The sequence below is a fragment of the Arthrobacter sp. H5 genome, from assembly GCF_000520595.1.
In the GTDB taxonomy this organism is placed as follows: Bacteria; Actinomycetota; Actinomycetes; order Actinomycetales; family Micrococcaceae; genus Arthrobacter_D.
Map to the genome: position 1 here is coordinate 42,926 of NZ_KI914978.1, position 7,355 is coordinate 50,280.

The following is a 7,355-nucleotide window of genomic DNA, read 5'->3' on the forward strand; positions in this document are numbered from 1 at the left end:
GTCGACGGCGGGATTGGTTGCGTACGAGGGCGGTGCCGGTTACAACGCCGCAAAGTCGGCGCAGCGGGCCATGACTCAGGCATTGAGGCTTGAAGAGGCCGAGCACAACGTACGTGTGATCGAAGTGTTGCCGGGAATGGTGCGCACCGAGGAGTTTGCCTTGAACCGACTGGGTGATGCTGCTGCGGCAGACAAGGTTTACGCGGGAGTGGAAAAGCCGTTGACCCCGCAGGACGTGGCCGACGTCGTCGCCTACGCGATCAGCGTGCCGCATCATGTGAACCTGGACGAGATAGTGATCCGGCCGGTTGCCCAGGCGGCTGCGCACAAGGTCATCCGCCGAGCGCGAGGGGGGCCGCCGTCGTTAACCGCAGCCGCCCCGGGACCGTTAGACTGGACCGAGCAGCTTTGACCCGGCCATCACCGGTGAGCTTCCGGAAGAACACACGGTACCTGGAACATCGGGAACAGTGTCAGTAGAACCGGACGGGTAAGCCCGTCACAGCAGTCATGAAGTGGCAGCCGCGTTGTTTTTCGGATCATGCGGCGCGGCAAGTGAGGTGGTACCGCGGGTTTCCGTTCCTAGGGCAGCAGCCAATAGGAGCAGGGCACGTCCTCGCAGCAACGCAACCACCCTTGCCACCGGAGGATGAATATGATGCCCCAGATCTATCCCAAAGCCAGCGCCGCGCCTTCCGCCGTCTCCTCCCAGGCGTCCGCCTCCGCATCATCTTCCTCGTCGTCGTCACCAAAGTTTCCAGAGATCGAAGAGCGCATCCTGAAGTACTGGAATGAGGATGGCACTTTTCAGGTGTCCATCGACCAGCGCGAGGCGGGTGCTGACGGAACCAACGAGTTTGTGTTCTATGACGGCCCTCCCTTTGCCAATGGACTGCCGCACTACGGTCACCTCCTGACCGGTTACGCCAAGGATTTGGTGGGCAGGTACCAGACCCAGCGCGGGCGCAGGGTGGAGCGACGTTTCGGTTGGGACACGCACGGACTGCCGGCCGAGCTGGAAGCCATGAAGCAGCTGGGCATGAGTGACAAGCAGCAGATCGAAGCCATGGGCATCGATAAGTTCAATGACGCCTGCCGCTCCTCGGTCATGAAGTATGCCGGCGACTGGCAGGACTATGTCACCCGCCAGGCCCGTTGGGTGGACTTCGACAACGATTACAAAACGCTCAACATCGACTACATGGAATCGGTGCTCTGGGCTTTCAAGACGTTGTACGACAAGGGGCTCACGTACAACGGCTACCGGGTGCTCCCATACTGCTGGAAAGATGAGACGCCCCTGTCCAACCATGAGCTGCGCATGGACGAGGACGTTTACCAGGACCGGCAGGACCAGACCGTCACAGTGACCTTCCCGATCCTTGCCAGCGAGTCGGAGCTTTCCCGCGAACTCGCCGGCGTGCAGGCGCTTGCCTGGACCACCACGCCTTGGACGCTCCCCACCAACGCCGCTCTCGCCGTCGGGCCGGATATCCACTACGCGGTGGTGCCGGAGGGCGGCGAGACAAACCGGCCCCGCCGCTTCCTCATTGCCGAGGAACTCCTGGGCGGCTACGCCAAGGACCTTGGGTATGCGTCCGCCGAGGAGGCGCGTGCCGCCGTCCTTGGTACGCACCGGGGCAGCGAGTTGGGCGGACTGACCTATGAGCCGCTCTGGGACTACCTGTCGGATCCCGAGCGTGGCGGCTACACCAACGCGTTCAGGTTTCTCGTTGCCGATTACGTGACGACGACGGATGGCACGGGCATTGTGCATCAGTCGCCGGCCTATGGTGAAGAGGATCAGAGGATCTGTGAGGAAGCCGGAATCCAGGTCATCCTGTCCGTCGACGAGGGCGCGAAGTTCCTGTCCATGTACGGCGACGGGCCCCTCGCGGATATCGTTGGCCTGCAGGTTTTCGAGGCGAACAAGCCCATCACCCGGGTCCTGCGGGATTCCGGCCGGCTGGTTCGGCAGGCAAGCTACGTCCACAGCTATCCGCATTGCTGGCGCTGCCGCAACCCGCTGATCTACCGCGCGGTGTCTTCGTGGTTTGTTGAAGTCACCAAGATCAAGGACCGGATGGTTGAACTGAACCAGCAGATCAACTGGATCCCCGGCAATGTGAAGGACGGGCAGTTCGGCAAGTGGCTCGAGAATGCCCGGGACTGGTCCATTAGCCGCAACCGGTACTGGGGGAGCCCCATCCCGGTGTGGCAATCGGACAACCCCGCTTATCCAAGGACGGATGTCTACGGATCGTTGGCGGAAATCGAACGCGACTTTGGGCGGCTGCCGCTGAACAAGGCAGGGGAGCGGGACCTGCACCGGCCGTTTATCGACGAGCTCACCAGGCCCAATCCGGACGATCCTACCGGGCAGTCAACCATGCGCCGGGTGGAGGATGTACTGGACGTATGGTTCGACTCGGGATCGATGCCCTACGCCCAGGTGCACTACCCGATGGAGAATCAGGACTGGTTTGAGTCCCATAATCCTGGTGACTTTATTGTCGAATACATCGGACAGACCCGTGGGTGGTTCTACACGCTGCACATCCTGTCCACCGCGTTGTTTGACCGGCCGGCCTTCAAGAACGTGATCAGCCACGGAATTGTCTTGGGCGATGATGGGCAGAAGGCATCGAAGAGCCTCGGCAACTACCCGGATGTGAACAATTCCTTCAACGAGTACGGTTCGGATGCGGTGAGATGGTCCCTCATGGCATCGCCGATACTGCGTGGCGGCAACCTGGTAGTGACTGAGCAGGGCATCCGGGACGGCGTCCGTCAGGTCATCCTCCCGCTGTGGAACGTGTGGCATTTCTTTAGCCTCTACACCAACGCCGCCAATGGCGGGGCAGGATATGAAGCCCGTCCAGTGTCGTCCGTCGCCGATACGGCCGGTGGTCGAGTAAGCGAGGAACCAGCGCATCGAGACCCCTTGGACCGTTACATCCTGGCCTACACGGGCAGGCTCGTGGAGGAAATGACCTCCGCCCTTGATCAGTTCAGCATCAGCGATGCCTGCGAAGTGTTGCGACGCTACCTGGACACACTGACCAACTGGTACGTGCGCAGGGGCCGTCAGCGCTTCTTCGACGAAGACGAGGCGGCATTCGACGTGCTCTACACCTGCCTTGAAACCGTGTGCCGGGTTGCTGCTCCATTGCTGCCCCTGGTTACCGAGGAGATCTGGCGGGGCCTCACCGGCGGCAGGTCGGTGCACCTGACCAACTGGCCGTCGTCGTTGTTCTCCGGCGACGATGAGCTGGTGGCACGCATGGACCGCACCCGGCAGATTTGTTCGGTCGGCTCCAGCCTGCGGAAAGCCGCGAACCTACGGGTTCGTCTTCCGCTGTCGGAACTGACCGTCGTCGCGCCCGCCGCGGAGGAACTTGGTGGGCAGTACCGGGCGATCATCGCGGATGAACTGAATATCAAGTCGGTGCGGCTTGTCGATTCGGCGGACGCGTCGCCGGAGGAGTTCGGTATCACGCAGAGGCTTGTGGTCAACGCGCGGGCCGTCGGCCCCCGGCTGGGTAAAAACGTCCAGCTGGCCATCAAGGCGTCCAAATCCGGCGACTGGTCGGTGTCCGACGACGGCGCGGTCACTGCGGGGGGACTCCCGCTGGAGCCGCATGAGTATGCACTGGAGACTGTAGTTGAGAACGACGACGACGCCTCCCATTCCGCGGTGACGGTCCTGCCCGGTGGTGGCTTCCTGGTGCTCAATACGGAAGTGACAGGAGAGCTGGCGGCGGAAGGCACCGCCCGCGATGCCATCAGGGCCATCCAGCAGGCGCGCCGTGATGCGGATCTGCACATCAGCGACCGGGTGAGGACAACCGTGGAAGTGACGCCGGAAACCGCCTCGGCGCTGGAGGCAAACGCTGAATTGATCAAGACGGAAACGCTGACAGAGGATCTTAATGTTGTTGCCAGCAGTGCTGGCAGCCACGACTTCAAGGTGACTGTGGAGAGGCACGTATGAGCGAGGACAACGAGGGAGCCAGGACAATCGACCAATTCTCCGTGGAGAGCGTCTACGCTGAACTGCTGAGCCGCGCCCCTGAAAACAAGATGGAACCGCGGATGGCTCCGCTGTTCCGGGTGATGGAGATTCTCGGCGAGCCCAATAAGGCCTTCCCGATCATCCACCTGACGGGTACCAACGGAAAGACCTCGACCGCACGCATGATCGAGGCTATCCTTCGCGCCCATGAACTAAGGACCGGGCGGTACACAAGCCCCCATCTGTCCAGGGTCACGGAGCGCATCAGTATCGACGGCGAGCCGGTGTCGGATGAGACGTTCGTCCGGATCTGGGACGAGGTCAGGCCGTACCTGGAGATCGTGGATGCCGAGCTCATTGCTGCGGGGGAGCCACGGCTGACCTACTTCGAGTGCGTGACGGTCTTGGCGTTTGCGGTGTTTGCAGACGAGCCGGTTGATGTCGCGGTGATTGAAGTGGGCCTTGGCGGAATCACCGATGCCACGAATGTGGGTGACGGGCTGGTGTCGGTGGTGATGCCCATTTCGCTTGACCACACTGAACTTCTTGGAGACACCACTGAAGATATTGCGCTGGAGAAAGCCGGCATCATCAAACCCGGCGGCTATCTGATCAGTTCCGCCCAGCCCCAGGACGCCGCGCAGGTGTTGTTGGAAAAGGCCCGCGAAACGGGCGTGGAGTTCCGGTTTGAGGGCGTCGAGTTTGGCGTTGAGGACCGCACAGTGGGTGTTGGCGGGCAGGTCCTGACGATCGCCGGAATCGCCGGCCGCTATGAGGAGTTACTGGTTCCGCTGCACGGCGCCCACCAGGCCCAGAATGCGGCGGTTGCCGTCGCGGCAGTTGAGGCCTTCCTGGGCGGCGGAACCAAGGAACTGGATGCCGCCGTCGTGCGTGAAGGGCTACGGACCGTGACCTCTCCGGGGCGCCTTGAGGTAGTGCGGACCGCGCCCAGCATCATTGTTGACGCCGCGCACAATGCGGAAGGCGCCAGAGCAGCCGCGCGGGCGATCAATGAGGCCTTTGAGTTCAGTAAGCTGGTTCTCGTGATCGGGGTGCTGAAGGACAAAGATGCCGGAGCCATGCTGGCTGAGCTTCATGAGGAACTCGGCGGGTTGCTGGAGGATGTGTGCCTCACCCAGTCCAACTCGCCGCGGGCAATTCCAGCGGCGGAACTGCTTCAGAGCGCACTGTCCGCAGGATTTGCCGAGGAACGGGTGCACATTGCCGATCGGCTGGACGATGCCCTGGAATGGGCTGTCATGAAGGCCGAGGAGGATAACGACCTTGCCGGTGGAGTACTTGTGACCGGATCGATTACCGTGGTGGGCGAGGCCCGCACCCTGCTGGGGAAGTAGCCGATGGAAGAGCGCAAGCGCAGGATGACAAAGGCTCAGCGCCAGTGGCGGCCGGGCATGCCGAAGAAACGGCGCTCGGTTAAGGTGATGTTTGCGTCCACGGTCCTGGCGCTGGAGGCTTTTGTGGTGCTGTTTGCCACGCTGGTGGCATTCGGTCTGCAGCGGGATGTCCTACCTGTGGGGCTGATTCTCGGCGTTGGCCTTACCCTGAGTGCTGTGCTGATTGCGGCATGTGCCTTCCTGACCAAGCCTTACGGAATGGCCGTGGGCTGGGTTCTACAGCTGCTGATTATCGCTACGGGCTTTGCGGAGCCGATGATGTTTGTGATTGGAGTGCTGTTTGCTCTGACCTGGTGGTACGGAATCCGGACCGGTGCAAGACTGGATCGGGAGAACGCCGGGCGGGACCGGCAGCAGGCGGAGTGGGAAAAGCTGCACCCGGACGATGGATCGTCACCGTCCCAATAAGAGTTTTGACCGTTGTACCAACCTAGTGGAGGAAATCTGTGAGCGTTGAGCGCACTTTAGTTCTGATCAAGCCGGACGGCGTGTCGAGGAGTCTGTCGGGCACTATCCTGGCGCGGGTTGAAGCCAAGGGATACACGCTGATGGACCTAAAGCTGGTCAGCGCCACCCGCGCAATGCTGGAAGAGCACTACTCGGAGCATGTGGGTAAGCCTTTCTACGAGCCCCTGGTTGAGTTCATGTTGAGTGGCCCGATCGTGGCGGCTATCTTCGAGGGCCAGCGCGTCATCGAGGGTTTCAGGTCGCTTGCCGGCGCAACAGAGCCAACGACGGCGGCACCCGGCACCATCCGCGGCGACTTTGGCCGCGACTGGGGCCTCAAGGTTCAGCAGAACCTGGTGCACGGGTCGGACTCGACGGAATCCGCCGTGCGTGAGATCGGGATCTGGTTCGTCTAAGGGGGCGCGCTTGCGCGGGCAACGGGTTGGTAGGTTGGTTCCATGATTGAATATCGCAGACTTGGTAATTCCGGCCTGAGCGTGTCCGTGGTGGGGCTCGGGTGTAACAATCTGGGCCGGGCGGGAACGCCCACGGAATCGCAGCGAGGCGCCAACACGGTGATCAATGCAGCGGTTGAGGCGGGCATTACGCTTTTCGATGTGGCGGACGCCTACGGGAAGGTGCCCGGCCTCAGCGAGGAGATGCTTGGCAAGGCTCTTGGACGCAACCGGGACGACGTCGTTGTGGCCACTAAATTTGGTCTGGATCTCAAGGGGGCCAACGGGCCCGATGGGGGTGCACGCGGATCCAGGCGCTATATCATCAAGGCGGTCGAGGCATCACTGAAGCGCCTCAACACCGAGTGGATTGACCTGTACCAATACCACGCCCCCGATGTGTTAACGCCTATTGACGAGACACTGTCCGCACTGGACCAGCTGGTAAAGAGCGGAAAAGTCAGGTACATCGGCCACTCTAATTTTGCCGGCTGGCAGATCGTCGAAGCCGAGTACGTGGCCCAGCTTGGCGGCCACACGCCGTTCATCTCAGCCCAGAACCACTACAGCCTCCTGGACCGGCGGATCGAGGCCGAGGTCACGCCTGCAGCCGAAGCCTACGGGCTGGGTGTGCTGCCGTACTTCCCACTCGCAAACGGCCTCTTGACGGGAAAGTACAGTTCGGGCAAGGCTCCTTCCGGCAGCAGGTTGACGCATACCCGGACCAATCTGCTGGACAGCGCGGATTGGGAACAGCTCGCCGAGTTTGGTGCCTTTGCCCGGGCGCGTTCGCTCACGGAACTTCAGGTTGCCTTCTCCTGGCTCGCCGCCCAGCCATCGGTAGCAAGCGTCATTGCCGGCGCCACCAAACCGGAGCAGATTCAGCAGAATGCGGAGGCCGTATGCTGGGTGCCCTCCGACGCCGAACTCGAAGAGCTGAACCGGATCTTCCCGCGCAGCTCCAAGTAAGTCCTGCGCACCGGAACCTTCACCCGCGCCAGAAACCGGCGGACGCACTCCGAA

At 61.9% G+C, this 7,355-nt stretch carries 6 protein-coding genes; all 6 read left to right on the forward strand.

Features of this window, described 5'->3' with window-relative positions; all coding sequences use genetic code 11:
- On the forward strand, positions 1-412 hold a 412-nt coding region (locus Y708_RS27995), incomplete at its 5' end, for an SDR family NAD(P)-dependent oxidoreductase (RefSeq protein WP_155853644.1).
- A gap of 246 nt (positions 413-658) precedes the next feature.
- Positions 659-3,994, forward strand: coding sequence for an isoleucine--tRNA ligase (gene ileS, locus Y708_RS22330; RefSeq protein WP_051478512.1), 3,336 nt, complete (start codon positions 659-661; stop codon positions 3,992-3,994).
- On the forward strand, positions 3,991-5,370 hold the full coding sequence (locus tag Y708_RS0101985) for a bifunctional folylpolyglutamate synthase/dihydrofolate synthase (protein WP_028278612.1): 1,380 nt from the start codon (positions 3,991-3,993) through the stop codon (positions 5,368-5,370). Before ileS ends, Y708_RS0101985 begins: the two co-directional genes overlap by 4 nt.
- A 3-nt stretch (positions 5,371-5,373) precedes the next feature.
- On the forward strand, positions 5,374-5,838 hold the full coding sequence (locus tag Y708_RS0101990; RefSeq protein ID WP_035774989.1) for a DUF4233 domain-containing protein: 465 nt from the start codon (positions 5,374-5,376) through the stop codon (positions 5,836-5,838).
- A gap of 38 nt (positions 5,839-5,876) precedes the next feature.
- Positions 5,877-6,293 carry a nucleoside-diphosphate kinase gene (ndk, locus tag Y708_RS0101995; RefSeq protein ID WP_028278614.1) on the forward strand — a complete coding sequence of 139 codons (417 nt, stop codon included), beginning with the start codon at positions 5,877-5,879 and terminating at the stop codon, positions 6,291-6,293.
- Between the two features lie 42 nt (positions 6,294-6,335).
- The gene (locus Y708_RS0102000; RefSeq protein ID WP_028278615.1) at positions 6,336-7,301 is read left to right on the forward strand and encodes an aldo/keto reductase; all 966 of its coding nucleotides are present in this window, start codon (positions 6,336-6,338) and stop codon (positions 7,299-7,301) included.
- The last annotated feature ends 54 nt before the right edge of the window (positions 7,302-7,355 follow it).